This is a genomic window from Rahnella bonaserana (genome assembly GCF_019049675.1).
Taxonomy (GTDB): Bacteria; Pseudomonadota; Gammaproteobacteria; order Enterobacterales; family Enterobacteriaceae; genus Rahnella; species Rahnella bonaserana.
The window spans coordinates 234,064-259,742 of record NZ_JAFMOW010000065.1 but is presented as its reverse complement, the minus strand read 5'-3'; the positions used below and the strand labels follow the sequence as shown (position 1 = coordinate 259,742).

22 protein-coding genes are annotated in these 25,679 nt (G+C 51.8%); 10 read left to right on the top strand and 12 right to left on the bottom strand.

The features are described 5' to 3' along the window. Positions 1-6: 6 nt before the first annotated feature. The 3 genes from J1778_RS16975 to J1778_RS16965 form a co-directional block, all read right to left on the bottom strand. Positions 7-2,268: a PAS domain S-box protein gene (locus J1778_RS16975; RefSeq protein WP_217174165.1), complete on the bottom strand. Its 2,262-nt coding sequence runs from the start codon at positions 2,266-2,268 to the stop codon at positions 7-9. A gap of 199 nt (positions 2,269-2,467) precedes the next feature. Further along, positions 2,468-3,907: a magnesium transporter gene (mgtE, locus tag J1778_RS16970; protein WP_217174164.1), complete on the bottom strand. Its 1,440-nt coding sequence runs from the start codon at positions 3,905-3,907 to the stop codon at positions 2,468-2,470. A gap of 9 nt (positions 3,908-3,916) precedes the next feature. Next, entirely contained in the window at positions 3,917-4,135 is a 219-nt protein-coding gene (locus J1778_RS16965) for a YfgG family protein (protein WP_217174163.1), read from the bottom strand. 514 nt (positions 4,136-4,649) lie between these two features. On the opposite strand from J1778_RS16965, the gene J1778_RS16960 reads away from it, so the two are divergent. Next, positions 4,650-6,881, top strand: a complete 2,232-nt coding sequence (locus J1778_RS16960) for a sensor domain-containing phosphodiesterase (protein WP_217174162.1) — start codon at positions 4,650-4,652, stop codon at positions 6,879-6,881. 82 nt (positions 6,882-6,963) lie between these two features. On the opposite strand, the gene ppx is transcribed toward J1778_RS16960, so the two are convergent. The 5 genes from ppx to purM all read right to left on the bottom strand — a co-directional run bounded on the left by ppx (position 6,964) and on the right by purM (position 13,438). Then, positions 6,964-8,508: an exopolyphosphatase gene (gene ppx, locus J1778_RS16955; RefSeq protein WP_217174161.1), complete on the bottom strand. Its 1,545-nt coding sequence runs from the start codon at positions 8,506-8,508 to the stop codon at positions 6,964-6,966. A 22-nt stretch (positions 8,509-8,530) separates the two neighbouring features. Then, positions 8,531-10,600, bottom strand: a complete 2,070-nt coding sequence (ppk1, locus tag J1778_RS16950; RefSeq protein ID WP_217174246.1) for a polyphosphate kinase 1 — start codon at positions 10,598-10,600, stop codon at positions 8,531-8,533. A 320-nt stretch (positions 10,601-10,920) separates the two neighbouring features. Then, on the bottom strand, positions 10,921-11,496 hold the full coding sequence (gene speG, locus J1778_RS16945; RefSeq protein ID WP_217174160.1) for a spermidine N1-acetyltransferase: 576 nt from the start codon (positions 11,494-11,496) through the stop codon (positions 10,921-10,923). A 220-nt stretch (positions 11,497-11,716) separates the two neighbouring features. Then, entirely contained in the window at positions 11,717-12,355 is a 639-nt protein-coding gene (gene purN / locus J1778_RS16940; RefSeq protein WP_217174159.1) for a phosphoribosylglycinamide formyltransferase, read from the bottom strand. Positions 12,356-12,400: 45 nt separating this feature from the next. Further along, on the bottom strand, positions 12,401-13,438 hold the full coding sequence (gene purM, locus J1778_RS16935; protein ID WP_217174158.1) for a phosphoribosylformylglycinamidine cyclo-ligase: 1,038 nt from the start codon (positions 13,436-13,438) through the stop codon (positions 12,401-12,403). A gap of 348 nt (positions 13,439-13,786) precedes the next feature. Here purM and upp point away from each other — a divergent pair, with 348 nt between their 5' ends. The 3 genes from upp (at position 13,787) to hda (ending at position 16,674) form a co-directional block, all read left to right on the top strand. Then, complete coding sequence (gene upp / locus J1778_RS16930) at positions 13,787-14,413, top strand: uracil phosphoribosyltransferase (RefSeq protein ID WP_095925026.1); 627 nt, start codon at positions 13,787-13,789, stop codon at positions 14,411-14,413. 96 nt (positions 14,414-14,509) lie between these two features. Then, positions 14,510-15,802: a uracil permease gene (gene uraA / locus J1778_RS16925; protein WP_217174157.1), complete on the top strand. Its 1,293-nt coding sequence runs from the start codon at positions 14,510-14,512 to the stop codon at positions 15,800-15,802. A 164-nt stretch (positions 15,803-15,966) separates the two neighbouring features. Next, positions 15,967-16,674 carry a DnaA inactivator Hda gene (gene hda, locus J1778_RS16920; RefSeq protein ID WP_013576559.1) on the top strand — a complete coding sequence of 236 codons (708 nt, stop codon included), beginning with the start codon at positions 15,967-15,969 and terminating at the stop codon, positions 16,672-16,674. 65 nt (positions 16,675-16,739) lie between these two features. On the opposite strand, the gene arsC is transcribed toward hda, so the two are convergent. Together arsC and bepA are read right to left on the bottom strand one after the other, a co-directional pair. Beyond that, positions 16,740-17,096, bottom strand: coding sequence for an arsenate reductase (glutaredoxin) (gene arsC / locus J1778_RS16915; protein WP_217174156.1), 357 nt, complete (start codon positions 17,094-17,096; stop codon positions 16,740-16,742). Positions 17,097-17,123: 27 nt separating this feature from the next. Next, positions 17,124-18,653, bottom strand: a complete 1,530-nt coding sequence (gene bepA, locus J1778_RS16910; protein WP_217174155.1) for a beta-barrel assembly-enhancing protease — start codon at positions 18,651-18,653, stop codon at positions 17,124-17,126. Between the two features lie 260 nt (positions 18,654-18,913). Between bepA and J1778_RS16905 the strand changes: the two genes are divergently transcribed. Then, positions 18,914-19,978: an AI-2E family transporter gene (locus tag J1778_RS16905; protein ID WP_112287578.1), complete on the top strand. Its 1,065-nt coding sequence runs from the start codon at positions 18,914-18,916 to the stop codon at positions 19,976-19,978. Positions 19,979-20,053: 75 nt separating this feature from the next. Here the strand turns inward: J1778_RS16905 and bcp are convergent, their stop codons facing one another. Together bcp and J1778_RS16895 are read right to left on the bottom strand one after the other, a co-directional pair. After that, positions 20,054-20,527 (bottom strand): thioredoxin-dependent thiol peroxidase, encoded by a 474-nt coding sequence (bcp, locus tag J1778_RS16900; protein WP_112287579.1) that lies wholly within the window; start codon positions 20,525-20,527, stop codon positions 20,054-20,056. Positions 20,528-20,552: 25 nt separating this feature from the next. After that, positions 20,553-21,119 (bottom strand): glycine cleavage system transcriptional repressor, encoded by a 567-nt coding sequence (locus J1778_RS16895; RefSeq protein WP_120160262.1) that lies wholly within the window; start codon positions 21,117-21,119, stop codon positions 20,553-20,555. Positions 21,120-21,264: 145 nt separating this feature from the next. Here J1778_RS16895 and dapA point away from each other — a divergent pair, with 145 nt between their 5' ends. From dapA to J1778_RS16870, 5 genes are all read left to right on the top strand, one after another. Then, positions 21,265-22,146 (top strand): 4-hydroxy-tetrahydrodipicolinate synthase, encoded by an 882-nt coding sequence (dapA, locus tag J1778_RS16890; RefSeq protein ID WP_095925033.1) that lies wholly within the window; start codon positions 21,265-21,267, stop codon positions 22,144-22,146. A 16-nt stretch (positions 22,147-22,162) separates the two neighbouring features. Then, positions 22,163-23,242 carry an outer membrane protein assembly factor BamC gene (gene bamC / locus J1778_RS16885; RefSeq protein WP_217174154.1) on the top strand — a complete coding sequence of 360 codons (1,080 nt, stop codon included), beginning with the start codon at positions 22,163-22,165 and terminating at the stop codon, positions 23,240-23,242. A 56-nt stretch (positions 23,243-23,298) separates the two neighbouring features. Next, entirely contained in the window at positions 23,299-24,012 is a 714-nt protein-coding gene (gene purC, locus J1778_RS16880; protein WP_047608889.1) for a phosphoribosylaminoimidazolesuccinocarboxamide synthase, read from the top strand. Between the two features lie 220 nt (positions 24,013-24,232). Then, positions 24,233-25,111 carry a KPN_02809 family neutral zinc metallopeptidase gene (ypfJ, locus tag J1778_RS16875; RefSeq protein ID WP_217174153.1) on the top strand — a complete coding sequence of 293 codons (879 nt, stop codon included), beginning with the start codon at positions 24,233-24,235 and terminating at the stop codon, positions 25,109-25,111. Between the two features lie 114 nt (positions 25,112-25,225). Beyond that, positions 25,226-25,678, top strand: a complete 453-nt coding sequence (locus J1778_RS16870; protein ID WP_112287584.1) for a DUF441 domain-containing protein — start codon at positions 25,226-25,228, stop codon at positions 25,676-25,678. The last annotated feature ends 1 nt before the right edge of the window (position 25,679 follow it).

The following is a 25,679-nucleotide window of genomic DNA, read 5'->3' as shown; positions in this document are numbered from 1 at the left end:
CATCGGCTAAGGTTTTTCCGGTGGGGAAGTGCTGTCATCTGTATGAATGTTGGCGGTTTTCTGTTCCGGCTCGTAGCGGAAAACCCGTCCCCGCCCGTTATTTTTGGCGGTGTAACAGGCCTTATCCGCCTGCGCCATATATTCGCTGCCGCTGACATTGGGGTCATTCATCTTCGTTAATCCGGCGCTGGCGCCAATGCGGTAGATTTTGTCTTCCCAGATAAACTCGAACTGGTTGATTTCACCGATCAGTTTCAAGAGGATGCTCAGCCCCTGTTCCACCGGACAATCAAATAATATCAGCGCAAACTCATCACCACCCAGCCGCGCGAGGCGGTCGCTGCTGCGGATATGTTCCTGCATCAGCGTACTGATCTGGCGTAACAGTTCGTCACCGGCAGCGTGTCCTGACGTGTCATTAATCGTTTTGAAACGATCGAGATCAATAAACGCCAGACAGTGTGACTGATGTGCAGTGGCAATCAAATTCAGTGCTTTTCTCAGGCTTGATTCAAAACTGCCCCGGTTCGCAAGGCCGGTCAGTAAATCGTGGGACGCGCTGTAGCTGAGCCTGCGCATCAGTTCGCGGGATTTACTGACGTCCTGCAATACCAGCACGATCCCGATCGGTTCATCTTTCAATGTACGCAGCGGAGACACCGCCAGTTGCACATCAAACAGGCCGGTGTGATGACCGTGCAGCACCAGCGAACGCTCAACGGAAGAGTGAAGATTTTCGTTGATATCAAAGTGCAGCAGGTTGTCGATGAGCGGGCCATCCTGCCCTTTGCTGATAAGCACAATGCGGTTCACCGGCTGGCCCTGCGCTTGTTCCTCGGTCCATCCGGTCATTTTCTCCGCCACCGGATTCATGAACGTAATATTCATATTCCGGTCGGTGGAAATCACCGCCTCGTTGATGGAGTTGAGGGTGATGTGCAGCAGTTCTTTCTCTTCATGCAGCGCTTCCGAAAGACGCTTATTGGTCATTTCGGTGTGCTTAAGTTCGTTGATATCTTCAATCTGAGAAATGAAATACAGCGGATTATGTTCTTCATCACGTACCAGTGACACCGCGAGTAATGCCCAAATCACTTCTCCGTTACGGCACAGGTAACGTTTTTCCATGGTGTAGTTCTGGATTTCATCGTTAAGCAATTGCTCCAGCATCGCCAGATCCTTGCCCAAATCTTCCTGATAGGTGATTTCCTGGAAGGTCAGCGTGTTGAGATATCTCGCCTCATACCCCAGTAAATTACACAGCGATTTATTGACCTGCAGCAGCCTGCCTTGCGGGGAGACCAGCGCCATGCCAATTGCCGAGTATTCCATCGCGTTGCGAAAACGGTTTTCACTCTGCGTGATATGGGATTTCTCCGTGCGCAGGGCGTGCATGGCCATTGCCATGGCGTTTGCCGGCGTCAGGATCAGCAGCAATGGCAGGAAAATGAGCCCCTGCGGAATTTGTACAACAGCATGCGGTTGCACGGAAACAATGCCGCTGGTGTGCAGTAAAGCAATCATCAACGTCATCGACAAAAAAATGATGAATGCTTCGACGCGGGGTAAGCGGATGGCGCTCCACAACAGCGGAATGGTGATAAAGGCAAAGGTATAAGGCAGCCATTTGAGCGCCAGAAAACCCGCTGCCAGCGTGATGATGAGCGTCAGAAGTAAACTGAAAAAACGTCGTGAAGTCAGGTTTTTCCTGAAATAACCGTGCTGATAAACCAGTCCGAGCGGCGTAAGCGCCAGAATGGCGACAGCTTCAGACATAAACCAGGTAGCAAAACGGCTTTGCAATTCCACGGGGGATTGAATGTGCAGGATAAACAGCATCATGATCAATGAGCTGAGCAGGGGACAGAAAATGACCGCTATCAGCAGGAACTTTACCCAGGAGCCAAGACCGGAAAGAGGATCCTGTACCGGCAATATCCGGCGTAACAGTGCTGCGCAAAACGAGGCTTCAAAAAGATTATTGAGCAGATAGGGCAGATAGCGCAGAAAAGGCGTGCCCAGAACGGCATGTGCTGCAGCAATGCCCAATGCGCTGGCGCACAGTAAAGGCAACCAGTCCCGATAGCGATGGCGAAACAGAACCGGGATCATCAGCGCTGTTGGCAGCCATAAACCCGCAAGGCTGGACGATTTCTGAATCACGCTCATACAGGCGAGCGCCAGCAGGCAGACAAAAATGCCCAACAGTACGTGAGATGTCCAGTTCGCCGGGCTTACTGTGCACGAGGGCGGTTTGCTTTTTTCCACGATAAAACCTTTTTCTGGCTGGGGCGAGATCCCAGAACAGTGGCAGTGATGAATATTTTTTATCACTCTGGAGTCACCGTGAGCAGATACGATGACAGGTACTATCAGTATCGGAGAAGCGCGACTAATTATTAATATAAATTCTACATTGCGTTGTAATTGTTCACGAATACTCCGGCCGGATGGCCGGAGTACGGGGTCAAAGCAGGAAGATGGTGGCAAGACCGAGGAAGATAAAGAATCCTCCGGTATCCGTCAGCGCGGTTATCATCACGCTTGAACCGACCGCCGGGTCGCGCCCCAGACGTACCATGGTCAGCGGAATGACCACACCCATCAGCGCGGCCAGCAGCAGGTTCAGCACCATCGCCAGCGTCATCACGGCGCCCATTTCCCAGTCGCTGTACAGCAGCCAGGTCACCACGCCCATCAGTCCGCCCCAAACCAGACCGTTAATCAGCGCCACGCCCAGTTCCCTGAACATCAGGAATTTCAGGTTACCGAGCTGAACATGATGCAGGGCCAGTCCACGGACAATCATCGTGATGGTTTGATTGCCGGTATTCCCGCCAATGCCGGCAACAATCGGCATCAGGGCAGCCAGCGCCACCAGTTGTGAAATCGTATGCTCAAACAAACCGATCACGCGCGAGGCAACAAACGCCGTACACAGATTAATCGCCAGCCACGCCCAGCGATTACGCACCGCCTTCGTGACCGGGGAAAACACATCCTCTTCCGGGCTCAGACCCCCCATGCGGCGTAAATTGCTGTCTGTGTCGTTATTGACGAAATCGACGATTTCTTCCACCGTCAGACGCCCCATCAGCTTGCCTTTTTTGTCCACCACCGGCGCGGTGATCAGGTCATAACGTTCGAACGCACTGGCGGCGTCTTCGGCTTTATCTTCCGGCTCAAAACTGGTGAGGTCGGTCACCATGACCTCTGAAACCAGCGTGTGCGGCGGGTTCAGTAAAATGGTGGTCAGCGGCAGTTCGCCTAATAACGTATTTTTACGATCAGTGATAAACAGCTTATCGGACGCTTCCGGGATGGCTTTATTCAGGCGCAGAAAACGCTGCACGGTGCCGAGAGAAACGTCAGGGCGAACCGTCAGCAGTTCAAAGTCCATGATCCTGCCCACGCACTCTTTACTGAATTTCATCACCTCGCGTACTTTATCGCGCTGACGCGGATCCAGTGAGGTAAGCACGCGGCCGGTCAGGTCGCGCGGCAGATATTCGGCCAGATAGACCTGATCATCCACATCCAGCAGCGACATGGTTTTCAGCAGGTCTTTGTCGCTCATTTCCTCGATGAGGCTGTCCCAGACGGTTTCTGAGACTTCGACCAGCGCCTTACCGCGGGCAGCGGGTTCAACCAGCCGCCACAATGCAAGGCGTTCGTGAATGGGTAACGCTTCCAGCACATCCGCCACGTCAGCGGCATGGAGTTTTTGCACCCGCGAGCTCAGCTCCGCGGTGAAATCTATCAGCCTGGCGCGGGTAGCATCATCAACGTCAATTTCTTCACCGAGAATGCTGTCCGCAAGGTCATCGGTGTTAAGAAGGAGATCGAGGATCCGGCGGCGACTTTCGGCGAGTTTTTGGCCGTAACTTTTTGGTTTTTCGTCAGACATTCGGGATCCTTAGTCCTTATGGTAGCGGCAGGTCTTGAGTGTGCCGGTACAAGTTTTGTCGGAAGTCGGTTCCTGAGGTGCGAGGGTTTGCCCATCTGTTTGCTGTTGTTTTTGATTCTGATGGTGGGAATACGCGCCGATACCGGAATAGACCAGACGTCCTAACAAAATAATGAAGCTGATCGATAAAACGATTTTCGTCATTGTGATGTTGGTTTTTCTAGACATAATTTGATCGCTTAAGTAAATCGTTGCTCCGGTGGAAGGATGAAGAACTGCAAATGATAACGTTTACAATATATAACACATCTAAACGAGCAGCCAGATAATCAAATAAAGGCGAAGTTGCGTTTTGTCCATTTTGGGCAACAATCTGACGATGAGGAATTTTTCTTTTTCCTCGGATTATTCTCTGTCACTGGATATAAAAACCATTTGTTAGTCACGCGATGAATTTGTTTAAGATTATTTTTACGTGAAAACACAAAGATTATGTTTAATGATCTGCATCAAGAGATTTAAGATAAGTCACATTAGAATCCAGTCATATTTTTGAAGCGTTATACTCTGGCCTCCGCTGTATTCTTTTTTCTTCAGTTGTTTTATGTGAAATGACGTTTTTACGACGATAATTTAAGGCGGGGCCTGCAACTGCGGTTGTCAGCCTGCTTGTCTGACGTCCGCTACACGATGAATCACTCACCGCGGCATGAAGTTCATGCGCAAAACTTAGATGGACTGAATGCGTAAAATTTTTTCCTGGCATGAGATTCGCCATAAATGGTGGGGACTTCCCGTCATTTGCGCGCTGGTCTTGATCCCCCTGACCTCGTGGCTTTCTCCGATCATATTTTTGCCTGAAGGTCGCACCTATCTGATTTATATGCCGTTAGCGACGTGTGTTGCGTTGCTGATGGTTTTTGACTGGGCAGCATTGCCTGGGATCGTCCTGACGTTGTTCCTGCGTTATTATTTCAGGGTCGGCGCAGAAATGGCGACATTACTGACGGTTATTTATTTCACCTCACTTTTTCTGGCCTGGCTCGGATACCGCTGGCAGGCCGGGAATCGCTGGTCGGCGCCGTTAGGTCTGATGAATCTGGCGTGGATACGTGTCGGCTGGTTGCTGGTGTTCCTCACTGTCTTCTTCATGACTGTGCTGCAAATTGTCGTGGAAAGCGGGTTGCTGCCGGGTTATCTGGGGCTGGTAACGCCTGACTTTGTGACATTGCGGACACTCATCAATTTGCAGGCGATGATCATTGGCATTTTGCTCAATTCGCACGTGATTTACCTGGTGATCCGCATGATGCGTCAGCCCCGCTACTGGCGCGTGATGCGGATGATGTTGCGTAAGCAACGGGCACCGGGCGTAAAAACCCCCGAAATGGTGGTCTGGTTTGTCGTCATGGGGACCATGGTCACGCTGCTGAGCGTACCCAGTGTAAGCGAGCCTTTCACTAAAATTTTGCTGAGTGATTACACCCTGACGCTGTTGTTCCCTGTGATGCTGTTTGGGGCGCTACGCTATGGTTATTACTTCATCAGCATCGTATGGAGTATTGCTCTCACTATATTGTTCTACAATTATCAGGGTTTTATCTCAGAATCTGGCTTTGTTCATAATCTGGTGTTTGTCTCTGCGCTGATGCTGGTTTACACCATCACCCTGTTGCTGATGTCGGCGCTTTCTTCGCGGCAGCGCCTGCTGATGAAAAAGTTCAGATCAGCTGCCCTGCAGGATCCTGTGTTTGGTTTGCCAAATTTGCGTGCCTTTAACCGCGATTTAGCGCGCCATCCGCGCTCCATGCTTTGCTTTATCCGCGTGTCGGATATGGACGTTCTCAGCCGTAACTACGGGATGCAGCTGCGGATCCAGTTCAAACAGCAACTGGCGGTCGGGCTCAAACCTTATCTTCAGCCCGGCGAGCGTGTGTATCACTTACCCGGCTACGATCTGGTCCTGCGCCTGAACTGTGAAGATGCCGATATTAAATTGCAGAAGCTGCATGATTATCTTGAGGATTTCCGTCTGATCTGGAACGGGTTGCCGTTGCATCCCAACATTGGTTTGTCTTACTGCACGGTATATTCACCTGTCGAACATCTGCCTATTTTGCTGGGTGAACTCAGTGGTATTGCAGAAGTTTCACTGACCACCGGTCAGCCAGAGTCGAACAAAAGCGACCACAGTCAGGTTCAGCTGGAGATCAGAGACAAAGTGGACATGCTGCACAAAATTCAGCGCGCGTTAGACGACGACCGCTTTGTGCTGATGGCCCAGCCGATACTGGGCGTCCGCGGTGACAGCTACTACGAAATCCTGCTGCGTATGTTTGATGGTTCGCAGGACACTCTGATCACGCCGGATAAATTCCTGCCGGTGGTTCACGAATTCGGGCTGTCTTATCAGATGGATATGTGGGTGCTCAGGCATGCACTGATGTTTATTAATCAGAACCGTGTACGTTTGCCGAGCCTGCGTTTTGCCGTGAATTTCACGCCATCGACGTTATGCCGTCCGACGTTTACCCGCGATTTTAAATCGCTGATGCTTGAATATGAAATTGAGCCGTTCCAGATCGTACTGGAAGTCACCGAATCGCATCTTTTGCAGAATATGAAATATGCTGACTTCGCGATGCGGGAATTACGCGCCTACGGCTGCCGGATTGCGATTGACGATTTCGGCACCGGTTACGCCAGTTACGGACGTCTGAAAGCTATTCAGGCTGATATCCTGAAAATTGACGGCAGCTTTGTGCGCAACATGCTCACTGATTCACTGGATTCTTACATTGTGCAGTCAATCTGCCAGGTCGCACGTATGAAGCACCTGTCGATTGTGGCGGAGTATGTGGAGACGGAAGAGCAGAAAGCCGCGCTTCATGCGCTGGGCGTCGATTACATGCAGGGATATCTGGTGGGTAAACCGCAACCACTGGCGACATTACTCGATTTTCCGGCTTCCTGATTTTTACGGGGAATTGAAGCGCGAAAATAAAAAGCCCTCTGAGCACGCTGTGCCGGAGGGCTTTTTTATAGCGACAAACGAATTAGTCTTCCGCTGCGCCGTCTTCTTCTTCGAGCATCAGTTTCCAGCCCGTGACGTCGTTCCAGTAATTTTGTTCTTTCTCAAAATCCAGCTGAACCAGGTTGTTCTGCGCCAGATAGCCGGCCGGGAAACGCAGCGTCCAGTGATTATCATCAGTAGATAACCGCAGGGATTCCGGTGTGGTCGTCGACTGGCGCTGGTTATTGAGCAACGCGCCAAGACGCAGCAGCTGAATAAGCGGAATGTAGTGTTTCTTCTTAAACAGGTTCAGGCGTGGCAATTCTTCCAGCTTGATGGCTTTACGATGGAAACGCACCAGCGTTGCCAGCAATGTTTGCTGTTCCTGATTAAAGCCCGGCAAATTGGTGTTTTGCAGGATATATGAAGAATGGCGATGCATCCCGGTATGGTTAATGCTCAGACCCACTTCATGCAGCATTGCACTGAATTTCAGCAGTGATTCCAGTTGCGGCTGCACCAGTTTGGTATTTTGTGCTAACCACTGACTGTAAAGTTGCTCGGTGGTTTCCAGCACGCGGCGCGCCTGCTCCCGGTCGATATTGTAATGCTCGGCCAGACTTTTGGCGGTGCGCGTGCGGATGTCCTGATGACGGAAACGACCTTCCATCTCATACAGCACACCTTCACGCAGCGCGCCGTCTGAAAGACGCAGCTCTTTCACGGCCAGCGCATCAAATACGCCACGCAAAATTGCCAGCCCCGGCACAAACACTGACTGACGGTCTTCCGATAAACCGGGTAAATCCAGATCGCTGAATTTTTTGAAATCCAGCACGGCTTCGGTCAGCATTTCCAGACGCTCAGGGGTGATCAGTCCATCTTTCTCACCCATTGCGACCAGCACTTCGTAAGCCGCTTTGATACTGCCGGACGCGCCGAGCGCATACTGCCAGCCTTGCAGACGATACTGCCAGGCCAGTGTTTCCAGCTTCTGTGCGGCAGCGAGTTGTGCGCGTTTGAAGTTGCTGCGACTGATTTCGCCTTCCGGGAAGAACATCTGCGCAAAACTGACACAGCCCATACGGCGGCTTTCTGCCAGCAAAGGCTCGAAATCTTCGCCGATGACCAGTTCCGTAGAACCGCCACCAATGTCGATGACCAGCTTGCGACCTTTTTCCGGCTGCGTGTGTTCAACACCCATAAAAATCAGACGGGCTTCTTCCTGCCCGGAAATAATTTCAATCGGGTAGGGGATCACTTCTTTGGCACGCCTGAGGAACTCCTCGGCGTTCACCGCCTGACGCAGGGTATGTGTCCCCACGATGGTGACGTTACTTTCCGGAAAACCTTGCAGACGTTCTGCAAATAAAGCCAGGCAATCCAGCCCGCGTTGCATGGCTTCTTCACTGAGCACACTCTTATTATCGAGACCATCGGCCAGATGAACGCGCTGTTTCAGGCGACCTAAGACCTGCATCGCGCCGTTAACCACGCGCGCAATGACCATGTGGAAACTGTTCGATCCGAGATCGATAGCCGCAATTTCCTGTGGCTTGGCGTTCATTGGGCTGTTTTTTAGGGGCATAGTTATGTAGCGCTCCAGAGATTCAGGCTTGCTGACTTTGTTGTTCCAGATCTTTCAGATATTCGTAAATCGCCAGCTGCGCACGCACTTTGCGACGATTTCCGCGTGGAACATACCGGTTGCTCAGTTCTTTATCAATCACTCTGGCTTTTACCGTGTCACTAAACAGCAGTTCGAGAATGTCCAGAACGCGCTGTTTAAGGCGTGGATCGAGCAGGGCGACAGCAACCTCAATTCGGTAATCGATATTACGGGTCATCCAGTCAGCTGAAGACAGGAATACTTTGGTATCGCCACCATTTTCAAAGACATATACACGGTCGTGCTCAAGATAGCGGTCAATAATACTGGTGACCTGAATGTTTTCGCTAAAGCCCGGTAAATTCGGGACCAGCGAACACATGCCGCGGATCAGCAGACGGATTTTCACCCCGACGTTAGACGCAACGTACAGGCGGTCGATAAGTCCTTTATCTACCAGATTATTGATTTTCAGCGTAATGCTGCCTGAGCCGCCTGCCTGAACATTGGCAATTTCTTTGTCGATCAGGCGATACAGCATGTCGCGCGAGTTTTGCGGCGACACCATCAGATGTTCGAAAGAGACCGGACGGTACGGGTTCTCAATAAAGTTAAACACCCGGCGGACTTCATTGGTGATCCGCGCATCTGCGGTGAGCAGCGAATAGTCGGTATAGAGACGGGCAGTTTTCTCGTTAAAGTTACCGGTCCCAATATGAGCATAGCGGACAATTTCATCGCCTTCGCGGCGGGAAATAAGAAAGAGTTTTGCGTGAATTTTCAGACCCGGCGCAGAGAAAATAACGTGCACACCGGCTTCTGTCAGACGTTTCGCCCAGTGAATGTTGGCTTCTTCATCAAAGCGCGCCTGAAGTTCGACGACGACGGTCACTTTCTTGCCGTTGTGCGCGGCGTGGATCATGGATTCGATGATGCGTGAATCTTTCGCAACGCGGTAAATATTGATTTTTATTGATAAAACGTTCGGATCGAACGACGCCTGACGCAGCAGTTCCAGCACGTGTTCAAACGTATGATACGGATAATACAGCAGCACATCCTGCTCACGGATTGCCGCAAAGCCGTTGCGGAATTTATCGAACCATAAATGGCGCAGACGCGGCAGCGGGCGGTTGACCAGATTGGCTTTGCCGACATTCGGGAAGCTGATGAAATCTTTGAAGTTATGGTAACGGCCGCCGGCGATCACGGAATCGTAATTGGAGATACCCAGCTTGCCGCGCAGCAATTCCACCATTTCATCGGGCATATCGCGCTGATAAACAAAACGCACCGGCTCGGCGGTCAGACGCTGTTTCAGGCTCGATGACATCAGCTCCAGCAGGCTCGATTCCATTTCTGTGACCAGATCGTATTCGGCGTCACGGGTCATTTTCATCGAATAGGCATTCAGCGCGTCGTAATCAAAGAAGCCTTTAAAAATATCATCCAGACAATAACGCAAAATGTTATCAAGCAGGATCATCGGCTTACGGCGGCGAGGGGCTTCCGGCGGCAGATTGACGAAACGCGGCACTTTATCGGAAGGGATCTCCAGCAGCGCGTAATGAATTTCTTCGCCACGAATAATTTCAACCGCCAGATAGGTGTAATCGTCTTTCAGGAACTGCACCAGATTGGTGTCGTGATTAATCAGAATTGGCGTGATGTGCTGGCGCAGATGATGTTTGAAATACTGACGCAACCAGGCCTGCTGATTTTCAGAAACCTGACGTTCATTAATCAGGAAGATCTGATTACGCGCCATTTCCAGCAGCAAATCGTTGTACAGGCTGTCAAATTCCTGATCAATACGCAGAACTTTCGCCTGAATTTTTTTCAGTAAATGACGGGAAGCACCCAGAAAGCCTTGTTCTTCACTGATGAGGATCCGTCGCTTTAAATCGGCAAAACGGACTTTATAGAACTCATCCAGGTTATTGGAGTAAATCCCTAAAAAACGCATCCGTTCGATCAGAGGATTGCTTTTGTCTGCCGCTTCCTGCAACACGCGCTCATTGAAGGACAGCCAGCTTAGTTCTTTCTCGATATAAAGCTTTTCCTGACCCATTTTCACTCCGTTCATTTAGCTTGCAACCTGGCCCATACAGGCAAACTTGCCTGAAAACACCGCAATTTAGCTCAACATATTCTTCGTGTTACGGGCTTTTTTCAGGTCAGCCCAACAGGAAGCCGTCAGTGAGAGGGGCCTAGTGTCTACTATCAATATTGCGAAAGATTGACAGGAAAGTCCAACATAACTGGGGATGATTTCAGGAGAGTTTGTATCAGCGGAATAAATGCGAGAAAAAGGAGGGAAAAGTCTTACCGGTGAAGGAGTTCTTCTCCCCTCACCGGTAATTTATTGCATGATTTTAACCGGTGGCTAAATTAAACCGCGCTGGCGCCAATCAGTGATTCAGGTTTGACCTGAACCGGTTTGGTTTTGTACTTCGCCAGGAATTGCGGCTGGAAAATACACATGCGGATGGCGCTGCGGTATTCACCGTTCACAAAGAATTCCTGCTTCAGTTCACCTTCGAGCTCAAACCCTAATTTGCTGTAGATGTGGATCGCCTTTTTATTTTCTTTATCCACGATTAAATACAGTTTGTAGAGGTTCAGAACCGAGAAGGCATAATCCATCGCCAGGCGCACGGCATCACCGGCAAAGCCTTTGCCCTGATGTTGCGGGTCAATGATTATCTGAAATTCCGCGCGGCGGTGAATATGATTAATTTCCACCAGCTCCACTAAGCCAACCGGTCCGCTTTCGAATTCTATAATGAAGCGGCGTTCGCTCTGGTCGTGGATGTGTTTGTGATACAAGTCGGTCAGTTCGACGAAAGCCTCGTAAGGTTCTTCAAACCAGTAACGCATGATGCTGGCGTTATTATCAAGACGGTGAACAAACGACAGGTCGTCCTTTTCCAGTGGACGTAATCTGACGCTGTTATGGCTAAACATGGGGTGTTCCTCAACTATAAAAGCCGTTTTATGAGGGTAACCTTCGTAAATATGAGGTCTGAAACAACCGTGTTTCAGATGAAGGTCGGCGCACAAACGACGTTTAAACGTGCGCCGGGATGTGCATTATATCGGGTGAAATGTAAACAAATGTCAAATGGTGGAAAATAAAAAACCGGCACGTGGCCGGTTTATAGTGAAATCGTGATGCCTGGGCAGATTAATCTTCTGCGTATCCACGTTCAGAAAGCGGTTTGTTGTCCAGAAATGCCTGACCGTTTTGCAGTGATAAACGTCCGTCAACAAACCAGCTGACCACCAGCGGATAAATGCTGTGTTCCTGCGTTTGCACGCGGGCAATCAACTCGTCTTGCGTATCTTCAGCAAAAACCGGCACCTTGGCCTGTAAAATTACCGGGCCGCCGTCGAGCTGTTCAGTGACAAAATGCACCGAGGTGCCGTGTTCAGCATCCTGATTTTCAATCGCCTGACGATGAGTATGCAGCCCCGGATATTTCGGCAACAGAGAAGGGTGGATGTTGATCATACGCCCTGCAAAGCGCTGAACGAATTCGGCGCTCAGGATCCGCATATAACCGGCGAGTACCACCAGATCCGGCCTGAAAGTCTCAATAGCATCAGCCAACGCTTCGTCAAAAGCTGTGCGGTCTTCGTAAGCTTTTACATCCAGCGTGTGCGCCGGAATATCGGCTAAACGGGCTCTTTCAAGCCCGTATGCAGCGATTTTGTTACTGAAGACTGCACTGATTTTTGCGTTGATTCGTCCCTGCTGGCAGGCATCGATCAGGGCCTGTAAGTTGCTTCCCTCGCCCGATACCAGAACCACAATCCTTTTCATATCCCAACCTGCCGTCTTCAGTGAATAGAGTGACCTGACGTCTGATTACTCGATAACGACGCGCTCAGCGGAGTCAGAGGCCTTAACATAGCCAATTTTCCACGCTTTTTCACCCTTGTCATTCAGCAGCGCAATCGCCTGATCGGCGAGCTGCGCCGGAAGTGCGACAACCATGCCCACGCCACAGTTGAAGGTGCGATACATTTCGTGACGGCTGACGTTACCGGTAGTTTGCAACCAGGTGAAGACATCCGGCCATTGCCAGCTGGCTTCTTCGATGATGACCTGGGTGTTATCCGGCAGTACGCGCGGAATGTTTTCCCAGAAGCCGCCACCCGTCAGGTGAACGATGCCGTGAACTTCCACGTTTTCGATCAGATTGAGGATCGACTTCACATAAATTTTGGTCGGTGCCAGCAGGTGATCGGCCAGCGGTTTGCCTGCCAGAACGGTGGTTTCCGGATCAGTTTTGCTGACTTCCAGAATTTTGCGCACCAGAGAGTAACCGTTAGAGTGCGGACCACTGGCGGCGAGGCCGATCAGCACATCGCCGTCAGCCACTTTGCTGCCGTCGATAATTTCTGATTTTTCCACGACGCCAACACAGAATCCGGCGACGTCGTAATCTTCGCCGTGGTACATGCCCGGCATTTCAGCGGTTTCGCCACCGACCAGCGCGCAGCCAGACTGTTTACAGCCTTCTGCAATACCTGTGATCACACTGGCGGCGATATCGACGTCCAGTTTACCGGTGGCGTAATAGTCGAGGAAGAACAGGGGTTCAGCGCCCTGAACGATCAAATCGTTGACGCACATCGCGACCAGGTCGATACCGATAGTATCGTGGCGTTTTAAATCCATCGCCAGACGCAGCTTGGTGCCAACGCCGTCGGTACCCGAAACCAGCACGGGTTCACGATATTTTTGCGGCAGCGCGCAGAGAGCACCAAAACCCCCTAATCCACCCATAACTTCCGGGCGACGGGTCTGTTTTACTACACCTTTAATGCGATCTACCAATGCGTTACCGGCATCGATATCTACGCCTGCGTCTTTATAGCTGAGAGAGGTTTTGTCGGTCACTGCGAAGTCCCCACGGCGGTTTGGGTTGGTGGTTGAAGAATAAAGCGGGGCAATTCTAACAGTGGAAGCAAACGTTTGCGAGCGCCTTATTCAGAGTCACTATCTATACTTAAAGATACAACACTTAGCCGAAGTCACTGGAGTTACAGCAAGGCAGCAAACGAGCGAATTCCGATGAGCTGACTTGAGTCAGTGATTCGGGTCAGAGAGAGCCGCTAACGCAGCTGCGGCTTCAATGAAGAAGGATAAGTTGATTTGGATCAGGCTAATTGGTATGGCGTTCAAAAAAAATGGCGTTATAATCTCGCGATTTTTTTTTGCAGCTCAACCACCTTAGGAGAATAAATAATGAAGATCGTCGAGGTGAAACACCCGCTGGTGAAACACAAGCTGGGCCTGATGCGTGAAAACGACATCAGCACGAAACGTTTTCGCGAACTGGCTTCTGAGGTGGGAAGTCTGCTGACGTATGAAGCGACTGCCGATTTAGAAACTGAAAAAGTGACCATCGAAGGCTGGAATGGCCCGGTGGAAATCGATCAGATCAAAGGTAAGAAAATTACTGTCGTGCCAATCCTGCGTGCCGGTCTGGGCATGATGGAAGGCGTACTGGAACACGTGCCGAGCGCGCGTATCAGCGTCGTCGGCGTGTACCGTGATGAAGAAACCCTGAAACCTGTGCCGTATTTCCAGAAGCTGGTTTCTAACATCGAAGAACGTCTGGCGCTGGTCGTTGACCCGATGCTGGCCACCGGGGGGTCTATGATTGCCACCATCGACCTGCTGAAAAAAGCCGGCTGTCAGAGCATTAAAGTGCTGGTGCTGGTTGCTGCACCGGAAGGCATCGCTGCTCTCGAAGCTGCGCACCCGGATGTTGAGCTGTACACCGCCTCGGTCGATCAGGGACTCAACGAGAAAGGCTACATCATCCCGGGGCTCGGCGATGCGGGCGACAAGATATTTGGTACGAAATAAATAAGCGTTTAGCCGACTAATGAGTCGGCTTTTTTTTGGAATTTTTTTTGCACGTCATACACAACACAACATCACACCATTGAGAGGATCACATTCATGACCCGTCGTGTCATCGGGGTAAGCGAACGTCCGCCATTGCTGCAGACGATCCCCCTGAGTTTCCAGCATCTGTTTGCCATGTTTGGTGCCACCGTTCTGGTTCCCATTCTGTTTAAGATAAACCCGGCGACGGTGCTGCTGTTCAATGGCATAGGGACTTTGCTGTATTTATTTGTCTGTAAAGGGAAGATACCGGCGTATCTCGGCTCGAGCTTCGCGTTTATTTCACCGGTGCTGTTGCTGTTGCCGATGGGGTATGAAGTGGCGCTGGGCGGATTTATTGCCTGTGGTTTACTGTTTTGTCTGGTGGCGCTGATTGTTAAGAAAGCCGGGATTGGCTGGATTAACGTGATGTTCCCGCCAGCGGCGATGGGTGCAATCGTGGCCGTCATCGGGCTTGAACTTGCCGGTGTCGCGGCGAATATGGCTGGATTATTGCCTGCCGAGGGGGCGCCGGTGGATTCCACCACCATCACTATTTCTCTGGTTACGCTGTCGGTGACGATTCTGGGTTCCGTACTTTTCCGCGGTTTCCTGGCGATTATCCCGATTCTGATTGGTGTGCTGGTGGGTTATGCACTTTCGTTCTTCATGGGCGTGGTGGATGTCTCCACGATCGAAAATGCCCACTGGTTCGCGCTGCCAACCTTCTATACGCCGCGTTTTGAATGGGTGGCCATCCTCACCATCCTGCCTGCGGCGCTGGTAGTCATTGCCGAGCATGTCGGGCATCTGGTCGTGACGGCAAACATCGTGAAGAAAGATTTGCTGCGTGATCCGGGTCTGCACCGTTCGATGCTGGCCAATGGTCTGTCGACGGTGTTATCCGGTTTCTTCGGCTCGACGCCAAACACCACGTACGGTGAAAACATCGGCGTCATGGCGATCACCAAGGTTTACAGCACCTGGGTTATCGGCGGCGCGGCGATTCTGGCGATTCTGCTTTCCTGTATCGGTAAACTGGCGGCGGCCATTCAGGCAGTGCCGGTGCCGGTGATGGGCGGCGTTTCGTTGCTGCTTTACGGTGTGATTGGCGCTTCGGGGATCCGCGTGCTGATTGAATCTAAAGTAGATTACAACAAAGCGCAGAACCTGATCCTGACTGCAGTGATCCTGATCATCGGCGTCAGCGGCGCGAAGATCCACATCGGTGCTGCTGAGCTGAAAGGCATGGCGCTGGCGACGATCGTCGGCATCTTCCTGAGCCTGCTGTTCAAAGTGATCGAGATTTTCCGCGGCGAAGAACAGATCATTGACGTGGAAGATGAGCGGGAAAATCCGCCAGTCTGACCCTGATCATTCCTGACCGTCAGGCAGCCGCTTGCCGGTCAGGTGCTCGGATCGCAAGCGGTTGCACCGGGTACAGTTCATTTCACGACGGATCCTTGCTAGAATTCGACAGTTCTTTTTATTGACGTGACAACATCTGCGGTCATCATGCCGCTTTGGTTGAGGTGCTTCTGAATACGCCGGCACAGCTTTCCCTGCCACTTTATCTACCCGATGATGAAACCTTTGCCAGTTTTTATCCGGGGGAAAACCCTTCTCTGCTATCTGCCATTCAGAGCGCATTGCATCAGGAACACGGCACCTATATTTATTTCTGGTCACGCGAAGGCGGCGGCCGCAGCCATCTGTTACACGCAGCTTGCGCTGAATTATCGCAGCGCGGCGAAGCGGTGGGATATGTGCCATTAGACAAGCGGGCTTATTTCGTGCCGGAAGTTCTGGACGGCATGGAACATCTGGCGCTGGTGTGTATTGATAATATCGAAGGCATTGCCGGTGATGATGAATGGGAAGCCGCTGTTTTCCATCTCTATAACCGCATTCTTGAAACCGGTCGCACGCGTTTGTTTATTACCGGCGATCGTCCTCCGCGTCAGCTGAATCTCAGCCTGCCGGACCTGGCTTCCCGTCTCGACTGGGGGCAAATCTATAAACTTCAGCCACTTTCCGACGAAGAAAAACTTCAGGCGTTGCAACTGCGCGCTAAATTGCGCGGTTTTGAACTGCCGGAAGACGTGGGGCGTTTCCTGTTAAAACGTCTGGACAGGGAAATGCGTACGTTGTTTATGACGCTGGATCAGCTGGATCGCGCGTCTATTACCGCGCAGCGCAAACTGACCATTCCGTTCGTGAAAGAAATTCTCGGGCTGTGACAGAGAGGCTGTAATGGGAAGCGACAGCCGGGTTCGTGAACCGAACCCGTATGTTTTGGCGGGGGTTATAAAATCTCTTTGACCTGTTCCGGCGGACGGCCCAAACGCGCTTTGCCGTTGGCGACCACAATCGGACGTTCAATCAGCCGCGGATGATCGGCCATTGCCTGTAACAGCTGTTCCTCGCTCAGGTCTTTATCTTTCAGGTTGAGATCCTTATAAATCTGCTCACCTTTTCGCATCAGTTCCCGCGCTGAGCTAAAGCCCAGCAGTCCCAGCAGTTCTTTCAGCTTATCCACTGACGGCTGTGTTTCCAGATACAAAATCACCTGCGGCTCAATGCCTTCTGCTTCCAGTAACTTCAGGGTCTCACGGCTTTTTGAACAAGCCGGATTGTGGTAAATCGCAACATCATGTGGCATTAAAATTTCTCCATTCTGGCACTGAAATCAGCCTTTCTGATACTGACGGAATCGCCCCTGCAACTGACGAAGCTGATCGATGCGTGCGTCGTAACGAGCCTGTTCCAGACTGCCTAATTTTTGTAATGCGCTGGCGTTGCTCAGCAATTCTATCGCCTGATCCAGACGGCCAATTAACGCCATGCTTTCCGCTCTGGCGGCCAGTTCCTGCGCGCGCAAACCCTGCGCCGCAGCCGCCTGAGACAACAGATCCCAGCCATTCGGATCACCCGGATAGTTGAAAGTATAGCGGTTGAGGATTTTCATGGCATTGGCCGGTTTCGCCCCTTCAAGGTAAGCGTTGGCCAGATTGAGCTGAAGTACCGGATTTGAACTGGTCGCCGCACCCGCCATCTCCAGACGCGCGATAGCCTGCGGCGCGCGTTTGCTTTCAAGATCGGTATCGGTCGCTAAATCCAGCAACCATTCGTTGCCGGGATTTTGTGCCAGCAACGGATCAAGGATCGCGCGTGCCTGATCGTATTTTTTAGCTTTGTAGAATTGCAGCGCATGGCCGTATTTTGCCGCCAGCTGCTCGCGGATATTGCCGTTGCTCAGTTTCAGCAAATAGTCATCGCTGAGCGGGAAACTGTCAGAACCGTACATTCCCAATATGCGCACTTTCGCCATCGTGTAATCTTGTGAAGATTGCACCATCAGGTGCGGCATCTGGTTCGCGCGGTTACGGATATCCGCCAGACGGCTGTCCGGCAAGGGGTGCGTCAGCAGCATTTCAGGCGGACGGGTTGAGTAGCTGGCCTGATCGGCCAGTTTTTGCAGGAAGGCGGGCATGGCCTGCGGATCAAAACCGGAACGTTGTAATACCTGAATGCCGATACGGTCCGCTTCCTGTTCATTGCTTTGCGTGAAGCTGATCATACCTTGCTGCGTTCCCGCCAGCGTACCGGTCAGCGCAGCCATGCCCATTTGAGGGCTGGCCATCGCCAGCAGGATAGAACCTAATGCGCCCACCCAGGTGAGCGGTGCGTTGCGCTGTTGATCTTCCATCGCACGCGCCAGATGGCGCTGGGTCACGTGGGAAATTTCGTGCGCCATAACGGAAGCCAGCTGGCTCTCATTCTCGGTATAGCGGAACAGGGAAGAGTGGATCACCACGTTGCCGCCAAAGAAAGCAAAGGCGTTCAGCTCATCGTTATTGACGATGAAGAAATGAAATGGGGTACGAACGGAGTAAGCGTGTGCTACCAGCCTCTGGCCCAGTTCGTTAATGTACTGATTGAGCAGTGGATCGTTAATCAGCGGCGTACTGGCGCGCATCTGACGGACGTAAAAATCGCCCATCTGCAGTTCCTGATTAATGCTCAGCGTACCGCCGGCAGTAGTGCCAATGTCCGGCAACTGATCGCTTACCGGAGGAGCCAATGGTGAACTGGTTTTGGCAGAGCTCACGGGCGTTGACCAGAATGAGCTGTCATCAGCGCCTGCCGGCAGAATACCGCCAGCGAACAGGCTGCCCAGACACAGAGCAATCACCGTTTTTTTCAACCGTATTACCATAAACATTTGCTTCCCAATAAGTGAACTGCGATACCGATGAGCATTGCGAGCCTTTCTTCCGTGATCAGGTAGTCAGACCATTATTTTCTGACGCTTTTATTTGCGCCTGTCTCTATAGTAGCTATCCTCGTGAGAGTTTAAAACACTGTGCAGCTACAGTTGTATGACAACGAATTTTTTAGATAGTTACTTGTGTCTGAGCATGCAGGGAACAAACTGCGCACACCCGCCGGAACAGGAAACTACAGGAGCGTTATCTGATGTTGGACATGTTGTTACAGTGGTACCGCCGTCGCTTTACCGATCCCCAGGCCATTGCGCTGCTGGCCATTTTGGTCGCGGGTTTTTGTATTCTTTATTTTCTTAATGGCATTCTTGCTCCGCTTCTGGTGGCGATTGTTCTGGCGTATTTACTGGAATGGCCGACCGTTCGTCTGCAACATGTCGGCCTTTCCCGCACGCTCTCCGTCAGCGTCGTGCTGATTATTTTCGCCGGTATTTTACTGCTCGGCATGTTCGTCATTGCGCCGGTGACCTGGCAACAGGGCGTGAACCTGATGACCGATTTACCGAGCATGCTGAACCGTTTTTACGATTTTGCGGCCACCTTACCCAAGCGTTATCCGGCGCTGGTCGATGCCGGTATCATCGATATGATGGCCGAAAACATGCGCAGTAAATTGTCCGGGCTGGGCGAGTCGGTGGTGAAATATTCGCTGGCGTCGCTGGTGGGTTTACTGACGCTGGCGATTTACCTGATTCTGGTGCCGATGATGGTGTTCTTCCTGCTTAAGGATAAAGAGCAAATGCTCAATGCCGTGCGTCGCGTGCTGCCACGCGATCGCGGGCTGGCAGGGCAGGTTTGGGTGGAGATGAATCAGCAAATTACTAATTATATCCGCGGTAAAGTGCTGGAGATGATCATCGTCGGTGTCGCCACTTATCTGGTATTTGTGGTGATGGACATGCGTTATTCGCTGCTGATGGCGGTGCTGGTGGGCGTATCAGTGCTTATCCCGTATATCGGCGCGATGCTGGTGACTATCCCGGTGGTGATTGTGGCGATGTTCCAGTGGGGACTCGGCGCTGATTTCTGGACACTGATTGTCGCGTATCTGGTCGTTCAGGGGCTGGATGGCAATGTGATTGTGCCGCTGTTGTTCTCAGAGGCGGTGAACCTGCATCCGCTGGTGATTATTCTGGCGGTTGTGGTCTTCGGCGGGCTGTGGGGGTTCTGGGGGGTATTCTTTGCGATACCGCTGGCGACGCTGGTCAAAGCTGTGGTTCACGTCTGGCCGGATGAATCCCTGAACGAAACGGTCTGATTCTTTCTGCTACCGTACCCAATAAAAAAAGCGCGTCTGCGCTTTTTTTTATGAACGTTTGTCAGGCGTGAGAGATCAGGCAGACTTCTCGTTCAGATAGGCCATCACGATGTCATGGTGGTTAGTGGTTTTAAAATCATCGAACACTTTTTCGACTTTGCCATTGCCGTCGAGCAGGAAGCTGATGCGATGAATGCCGTCGTAGGTCTTGCCCATAAAGGATTTTTCACCCCAGACGCCAAACTGTTCACAGACCTGATGATCTTCATCGGAAAGCAACGTGAAGTTCAGCAGCTCTTTTTCAGCAAAACGCGACAGTTTTTCTGGCTTATCGGTGCTGATCCCCAGCACTTCAACGCCTGCACTTTTCAACTGATCCATGTTATCGCGCAGTCCGCAGGCCTGTACCGTACAACCGGGGGTCATGGCTTTTGGATAGAAATAGACCAGGACACGCTGTCCCTGGAAGTCGGCCAGATTAATTTGTTCACCGTCTTGGTCGGGTAAACTAAATTGCGGCGCAGGATCACCGGCTTTCAGTGGGCTCATTGTCTTTCTCCGTATCTTTCAGCTGTTACTGCAGTTTATCTTCATTCTCAGAATAACTAACGACGTTAATACTGCCTTGCGCTTTCAGTTCTGTACATAGCTGATGAAACGCCTGCTCAATAATTGCCGGATCGGTATTGGCCGCGCTGTGCGCCGTGATCTGGATAGAAAGCTGCGCGGGCAACGTGGCGTCTGCCGGACGGGTTTTTGACGCAAGTTCGGCGATATTCATCTGATGTGTATCGAATAAATCGGTAAAACGCTCAATCAGGTGCGGCGAGTCTTTCACTTCTACTTTCACCCACACGGTGGCAGGCATCGGCGGGCGTTCATGCGCGCTGGTGCGTTTCATCACAATCAGTAATTCAAGCTCTGCCCCTTTTTGCGGCAGGGTGGATTCAATCAGGGTGATGGCGTTCCAGCTGCCGGAAAGCAGCATGATGAACGTAAACTCATCGCCCAGCATTGCCAGCCGGCTGTCTTCGATATTACAGCCGCAGCTGCTCACCTGACGGGTAATAGTGTTCACGATACCGGGGCGATCGGCACCCAACGCGGTGATAACCAGATAATGTTGTTGTGGCTGCGGCAAAATGGGTCTTCCTGTCGTGCTTTGGAGTATTCCCAAGGTAAACATAAAAAAAACCGCCGGACAAGCGGTTACCGCTCGTTGATTGCTTGCTTTTGCAGTGGTGTCAAAAGTACCATGAGTGACCTGTTTGTGGAGGGGAAGGTCAATGTTTACGGGAAGTATTGTTGCACTGGTTACGCCGATGGACACCAAAGGTGCCGTCGATCGCGCAAGTCTGAAAAAACTGATTGATTATCATGTGTCCAGTGGTACTGCGGCGATCGTTTCCGTTGGCACAACCGGCGAGTCAGCAACACTGAGCCACGAAGAGCATGGTGATGTGGTCTTACAAACACTGGAACTGGCCGATGGCCGCATTCCGGTGATCGCAGGCACGGGGGCAAATGCCACCGCTGAGGCGATTTCTCTTACGCAACGTTTTGAAAAAAGTGGCGTTGTTGGCTGCCTGACAGTCACCCCTTATTACAACCGTCCGACTCAGGAAGGCCTGTATCAGCACTTCAAAGCTATCGCTGAAAACACCTCCCTGCCGCAAATTCTCTACAACGTGCCTTCACGTACCGGCTGCGATATGCTGCCGCCGACCATCGCGCGTTTAGCAAAATTAAAGAATATTGTTGCTGTTAAAGAGGCAACAGGGAACTTAAGTCGTGTTAGTCAGATCCAAGTGCTGGTTGATGATGAAGATTTCATTCTGCTGAGCGGTGATGACGCCAGTGGTCTGGACTTTATGCAGCTCGGTGGCAAGGGCGTTATTTCCGTTACTGCTAACGTCGCTGCCCGTGAAATGGCACAACTTTGTGAGCTGGCTGCACTTGGCAATTTTGCCGAGGCGCGTCGCCTGAATCAGCGCCTGATGCCTTTGCATCAGAATTTGTTTGTAGAAGCAAACCCAATCCCGGTGAAATGGGCCTGTAAGGCACTGGGTTTGATGGCAACCGATACGATGCGTCTGCCTATGACGCCGTTAACAGATGCTGCCCGTCCGGTCGTGGAAGAAGCATTAAAAAGCGCCGGTTTGCTGTAACTCTTAGGAAGATTTGATGGCCTCTTTATTTGACAAGAATAGTTTCCAGATGACCCGATTGCAGAAAACTGCCGTAGCCAAAGTCGTGGGTGTTTCCCTGATTATGCTGCTGGCTGCATGTTCCAGTGACCAGCGCTACAAGCGCCAGGTAAGCGGCGATGAAGCCTACCTGGATGCGCCAGCGCTGCATGAGCTGAAAGCACCATCAGGCATGATCCTGCCAGTGCAGAACGGCACCTATGATATTCAGCAAGGCGCAATGCAGGGCGCGGTAGGTAAACAGCTCGACATTCGTCCACCAGCCCAGCCGCTGGCCTTACTGAACGGTTCCCAGACTCAGTTGTCTGGCGACACCAGTACCGTGCTGCTGGAAAACACGCCGCAAAACCGCGATTTGTGGAACAACGTCGTGAAAGCTGTTGAGCAAAATAAATTCAAAATTGCCAACCGCGATGACGCGAACCAGACGCTCTCCACCGATTTCGTTGAATGGAATCGTGCGGATGAAGACTTCCAGTATCAGGGCCGTTATCAGATCAGCGTGAAACAGCAGAGCTACCAACTGGCACTGACCGTGAAAACGCTTGAGCTGAAACAGCAAGATAAAGCGGTGACGTCTACGACTGAAATCCAGCGCTACAACAGCCAGATGATGAACGCCATCACGGCGAACCTGGATAAAGTGCAGCAGGATACACAGGCGCGTCTCGATAACCGTCGCGTCGGTGAAATCGACGTCCAGAGCGGCGCTGATGATACCGGCTTACCGGTGCTGATCGTCCGTTCATCTTACGGTGTGGTCTGGGATCGTCTGCCTAATGCCCTGGCGAAAGCTGGCATGAAAGTGACCGACAGCAGCCGTCCGCAAGGCACAATGTCTGTGACTTACAAACCGCTTAATGACGATGCGTGGCAGACGCTGGGTGCGAAAGATCCGGGCCTCAGCTCCGGTGATTACAAACTTCAGGTTGGCGACCTCGACAACCGTAGTAGCTTGCAGTTCCTTGATCCGAAAGGACATGCTCTCAGCCAGTCGCAGAACGACGCGATGGTGGCGGTCATGCAGGCCGCGTTTAGCCAGAGCAGCGCAAAATAATACCAAGGGGCTACGGCCCCTTTTTACATCTGTTTTTTCCACTGGAGTAAGTAAAGATGCAAAAGTTAGCTGAGTTGTATCGCGGCAAGGCGAAAACCGTCTACACCACCGAAAACCCGGACCTTCTGGTACTGGAGTTCCGTAACGATACGTCAGCACTGGATGGTCAGCGTATTGAGCAGTTCGACCGTAAAGGGTTGGTTAACAACAAATTTAACCATTTCATCATGGCTAAGCTGGAAGAAGCCGGTATTCCTACTCAAATGGAACGCCTGTTGTCTGACACCGAAGTGCTGGTGAAAAAACTGGATATGGTCCCGGTTGAATGCGTTATCCGTAACCGTGCTGCTGGTTCGCTGGTAAAACGTCTGGGCATTGAAGAAGGTCTGGAACTGAACCCGCCGTTGTTCGATCTGTTCCTGAAAAACGATGCGATGCACGATCCGATGGTCAACGAATCTTACTGCAAGACGTTTGGCTGGGTGAACGAAGAAAACCTCGCGCGCATGAAAGAGCTGAGCTACAAAGCTAACGACGTGCTGAGCAAATTGTTTGATGATGCAGGTCTGATCCTGGTCGATTTCAAACTTGAATTCGGTCTGTTCAACGGTGAAGTGGTGCTGGGTGATGAGTTCTCTCCGGACGGCAGCCGCCTGTGGGACAAAGAAACCCTGAACAAGATGGATAAAGACCGTTATCGCCAGAGCCTCGGCGGCCTGATCGAAGCTTATGAAGAAGTGGCTCACCGTATTGGTGTGAAACTGGACTAAACGCCGGTTCCTTTTTTTAGCCAGACTGCGCAATCGTTTACGCGGCGCGCACAAAACGGGTGGTGGCCTCCGTCACCCGTTCTCTTTGCTGCATTTAATTTTCCTGTTTTCACACTGTTTTCTTTCATTTAATTCCTCCTCCTCTAAAATTACGTCCTTTCGCAGATGGTATTAACTGCGTGTGCTGGCTAGTCTTAAAAAAACAGTCTGGAGGTGGATTATGCGTTGGCAAGGGCGTCGCGAAAGCGACAATGTAGAAGACAGACGCGGACAGGGATCTAACGGCGGCGGCGGTTTAGGTGGCGGGGGGATGCGTCTGCCTATCCGTGGCAAAAGCGGCATTGTGATTATCATTGTGGTGCTGGTTGCCGGTTATTACGGTATCGACCTCACTCCGCTGATTGACGGCGGACAGTCAGGCGGGATGCAGCAGCAGACACAATCGCAATCCATCAGCCCGAAAGATGACGAGCAGGCAAAATTCACCTCGGTGGTCCTCGCATCAACGGAAGACACCTGGAAAGAGATTTTCCAGAAGCAGGGCATGACTTATCGTGAGCCGAAACTGGTGATGTATCGCGGTGCAACCCGTACCGGCTGCGGCACCGGCCAGTCGGTTATGGGCCCGTTCTATTGCCCGGCGGACAGCACGGTGTATATCGATTTGTCGTTCTATCAGGAATTGCAGAATAAACTCGGCGCAGGCGGGGATTTCGCGCAGGGCTATGTCGTGGCGCACGAAGTCGGTCACCATGTGCAAAACTTGCTGGGCACTGAGCGCAAGGTTCGCGAGATGCAGCAGGGCGCATCGCAGACGGTGGTGAATCAGCTGTCGGTGAAAATGGAATTGCAGGCTGACTGCTACGCCGGGGTATGGGGACATGCGATGCAGCAGCAAAACGTTCTCGAAGAGGGCGACCTGAAAGAAGCACTGGATGCTGCGCAGGCCATCGGCGATGACCGTTTACAACAGCAAAGTCAGGGGCGCGTGGTGCCGGACAGCTTCACACACGGCACGTCTGAACAGCGTTATACCTGGTTCAAACGCGGATTTGATACCGGTAATCCTGACCAATGCAATACCTTTGCCAGCCGCTGATTAACCGGCAATAAGCGCTGGTCTGCCGGTAAAAACTGTTCAATAATCAATGACCGATACAGAGAGGCTCCGTGAGCCTCTCTTTTTTCCTCATGTTGAACCGCTGGGAATGCCATGGCTTTTCTCGATCCAACCCTTTTGATTTTACTCGTCTTCGCCGGTCTGGGCATCATCAGCCACAACAGCGCCGTCACCATCGCAATGTTCTTCCTTCTTACGGTACGCATTACGCCGCTGAACAATTTTTTCCCGTGGATAGAAAAATACGGTCTGACCATCGGCATTATTATTCTGACCATTGGCGTGATGGCGCCGATTGCCAGCGGAAAAATCAGCGCCAGCACCGTGGTGCATTCCTTCTTCCACTGGAAATCCATTGTCGCCATTCTGGTGGGGGTGCTGGTGTCATGGCTTGGCGGGCGCGGCCTGACACTGATGGGCACGCAGCCTCATCTGGTGGCGGGTTTGCTGGTGGGCACCGTTTTGGGTGTGGCGATGTTTAAAGGTGTGCCGGTCGGGCCGCTGATTGCTGCGGGTCTGTTATCGATGATTGTCGGGAAAACCTGAC